Here is a 3,325-nt window from a genome sequence, read left to right as displayed (position 1 = left end):
GCCCGTCGCACCCGCCGCGGCCCGGTGCCGGCGGACGGCCCGGGCCCTGGAGCCGGGCGGCGAGGGGCCCGCTCAGCCACCCCGCGCCTCCAGACGGTAGCCCGCCCCCCGGAGCGTGACGATGGCTTCTCGGCCGAACGGCCGGTCGACCTTGTTGCGCAGGTGACGCACGTACACCTCGACGATGTTGGGGTCGCCCTCGAAGTCGTCGTTCCAGACCCCGTCGAGCACCTCGCGCTTGGTGACGACGCTGCCGGCGTGACGCATGAGGAACTCGAGCACCGCGAACTCGCGGCTCGTGAGCTCGACCTCGACGTCGCCACGGTGGACGGTCCGCGAGGCGGGGTCGACGCGGAGGTCGCCGGCCTCGAGCACCACGGGGCGTTCACGGGCACCGCGGCGGACGAGGGCGCGCAGCCGGGCGAGCAGGACGGCGAACGAGAACGGCTTGGTGAGGTAGTCGTCGGCGCCGGTGTCGAGGGCCTCGACCTGGTCCCACTCGCCGTCCTTGGCGGTCAACACGATGACGGGGGTCCAGTCGCCTCCCTCGCGCATCGCCCGGCACACGGCGTAGCCGCTCATGCCGGGCAGCATGATGTCGAGGACGACCACGTCGTAGCTGCCCTCACGGGTCCGCCAGAGCCCGTCGGTGCCGGTCGCCGCGACGTCGACCGCGATCCCCTCGGCCTCGAGCCCGAGCCGCAGACCCTCGGCCAGGGTCGCCTGGTCCTCGACGACGAGCACGCGCACGGGGCCTCCCTCGGTCGCGCCGGGTGCGCGTCGTGCCCATCATGGCGGGAGCGCGCTGAAGCCGGGCTGAAGCGGACCGGCAGCGGAGGCGCGGCGCAGGACTCCCCGCACCGCGCCTCCTGAGGGACCGTCGTCAGTGCGCCGAGTAGCCGCCGTCGACGAGGTGGTAGCTGCCCGTGACGAACGACGCCTCGTCGCTCAGCAGGAAGAGGACGAGCGCCGAGACCTCGGCGTCGGTCCCGAGGCGACCGGTCGCGTGCTGCGACTCGAGGTACGAGAGCGCGTCGCCCTCGAGCGAGGCGCGGACGAGGGGCGTGTCGATGAAGCCGGGGCCGACCGCGTTGGTGCGGACGCCGCGCTTCGAGTACTCGAGCGCGGCGACCTTGGTCAGGCCGACCAGGGCGTGCTTGCTCGCGACGTAGGCGGCGTTCTGGGCGATGCCGACCGAGCCGAGCACCGAGCTCATGTTGACGATCGACCCGCCGCCCGCCTCGACCATCGCGGGCAGCTGGTAACGCAGGCCGTAGAAGACGCCGTCGAGGTCGACCGAGCGGACGCGGTCCCAGGCGGCGATGTCGTACTCGCCGATGTCGGCGGCGGGGGCGCCGATGCCCGCGTTGTTGACCGCGAGGTGGAGGGCACCGTAGGTCGTCTTCGCGAACTCGACGGCCGCCTCGGACTGCTCGGGCTTCGCGGTGTTCTGCTCGAACGCCACGGCCGTGCCGCCCGCGGCGACGATCTGGTCGACGACGCCCTGCGCCGCGTCGAGCTTGATGTCGGTGACGACCACCGATGCCCCCTCGGCCGCCAGGGAGCGCGAGATCGCGGCGCCGATGCCGCTGCCTCCGCCGGTGACGAGTGCCGTCTTGTCGCTGAACCGTGCCATGGTGCGTGCCTTCCTCGTTCGTGGGCCGACCGTCGGGGCCGGTCGGGCTCGTCGACGAGCCCGTCTGCGAACGTACGCCCGCAGGGACCCGTGAGCAACAGGTGTCGTCTTGATCCGGGCCGATCTCGTGCAGTCCGTGCACCTTCGCTCGTTCGGGGGCAGGGTGGCGGGATGACCTCCCCCACGTCCTCCCCTCCGTCCACCGCCGTCCTCTTCGACATCGACGGCACCCTGGTGGACTCGAACTTCGCGCACGTCGACGCCTGGTCGCGGGCCTTCACCGACGTCGGCCACCCCGTCGACAGCTGGCGCATCCACCGGTCGATCGGCAAGGACTCGTCCCTGCTGGTCGAGGGGCTGGTCGGGAAGGACGCCGCCACGCGCCTCCTCGACGACGCCAAGGACGCGCACTCACGCCATTACGCCGAACACCTCGGCGAGCGGGGCGACCTGCACGTCTTCGGGCGGGCGACCGACCTGCTCGCCGAGCTCGCTCGCCGGGGGCACGGCGTCGTGCTCGCCACGAGCGCGCCCGAGGAGGAGCTGAAGGCGCTGCGCGACCTGCTCGACGTCGAGGACGCCCTCTGGGCCGTCACCTCGAGCGAGGACGTCGAGACCGCGAAACCCGACCCGGGCATCGTCGAGGTCGCCCTCGACAAAGCGGACGTGTCGGCCGAACGCGCCGTCATGGTCGGCGACGCCGTGTGGGACGTCGAGGCCGCGCACCGGGCGGGCGTGACCTGCATCGGCGTGCTGAGCGGCGGCTTCTCCCGGGCGGAGCTGGTCGAGGCGGGGGCCGAGGAGGTCTACGACGACGTGGCCGACCTGCTCGCCCGACTCGACGAGAGCGTGATCGGTCGGCTCGGACGCGACTGAGGCGGGGCGTCCTCGGCGACCGCCACCGCGCCTCCTCGTCCGTCGGGCGTGCCCCGGCTCAGGCCGCGGTGCCGACTCAGGCCGCGGCGCCGGCTCAGGCCGCGGCGCCGGCTCGGGCCGCGGCCCCGGCTCAGGCCGCGGTGCCGCCGACGTTGACCATCCAGTGCTGGCCGAAGCGGTCGTCGAGCATGCCGAACGAGTCACCCCACGGCGCCTGCGACAGGGCCTCGTGCACGGTGCCGCCCTCGGCGAGCGCGTCGAACCATCCGGTCAGCGTCTCGGCGTCGTCGGGTCCACCGAAGAGCGAGAGCGACACGCTGCTCGCCTCCTCGAGCGGGTACGAGTCGGGGCGGTCCGCCCCCATCAGCAGCAGGCCCGACGGCGTGGCCAGCTGGGCGTGCATGACCTTCTCGGCCTCGTCGGGGGTGCCGACGCCGAACTCGCCGAAGGTGCTGAAGGTGGGGCTGCCGCCGAAGACGGAGGCGTAGAAGTCGAACGCCTCCCTCGCCTCGGAGCGGAACGCCAGGTACGGGGTGAGCTGCACGGTCACGGGGGCCTCCTCGGGTCACGGCGCCGGACGGCGTCGAGCCCAGGGTGGCACCACCCGGGCCGGCGCACCAGCCCCGGATCGACGGCAGGAGGCGCGGGTCGGGCCCCCGGGGTCAGGTCGCCGGGGTGCCGCCTCGCGACGACGCCCACAGCTGCACGGCGAGACCGGCGGCGATGAACCCGAGCATCAGGGCGCCCATCACGACGGCGGTGCCGCCGAGCGCCCCGGCGAGCGGGGTCGCGGCCCCGCCGAGCCCGAACTGC

4 protein-coding genes are annotated in these 3,325 nt (G+C 73.6%); 1 reads left to right on the top strand and 3 read right to left on the bottom strand.

All coding sequences use genetic code 11. The features are described from left to right. Positions 1-72: 72 nt before the first annotated feature. Together IFT36_RS15660 and IFT36_RS15655 are read right to left on the bottom strand one after the other, a co-directional pair. The gene (locus IFT36_RS15660) at positions 73-750 is read right to left on the bottom strand and encodes a response regulator transcription factor (protein WP_200413617.1); all 678 of its coding nucleotides are present in this window, start codon (positions 748-750) and stop codon (positions 73-75) included. 133 nt (positions 751-883) lie between these two features. Further along, entirely contained in the window at positions 884-1,636 is a 753-nt protein-coding gene (locus IFT36_RS15655) for an SDR family NAD(P)-dependent oxidoreductase (RefSeq protein ID WP_056047333.1), read from the bottom strand. 171 nt (positions 1,637-1,807) lie between these two features. Between IFT36_RS15655 and IFT36_RS15650 the strand changes: the two genes are divergently transcribed. Further along, complete coding sequence (locus IFT36_RS15650; protein WP_200413616.1) at positions 1,808-2,512, top strand: HAD family hydrolase; 705 nt, start codon at positions 1,808-1,810, stop codon at positions 2,510-2,512. 130 nt (positions 2,513-2,642) lie between these two features. On the opposite strand, the gene IFT36_RS15645 is transcribed toward IFT36_RS15650, so the two are convergent. After that, on the bottom strand, positions 2,643-3,062 hold the full coding sequence (locus IFT36_RS15645; RefSeq protein ID WP_056047339.1) for a VOC family protein: 420 nt from the start codon (positions 3,060-3,062) through the stop codon (positions 2,643-2,645). Positions 3,063-3,325: the final 263 nt, after the last annotated feature.

Source organism: Frigoribacterium sp. CFBP 13605, assembly GCF_014839405.1.
Classification (GTDB): Bacteria; Actinomycetota; Actinomycetes; order Actinomycetales; family Microbacteriaceae; genus Frigoribacterium.
This window is presented reverse-complemented; position numbering and strand designations above follow the sequence as displayed.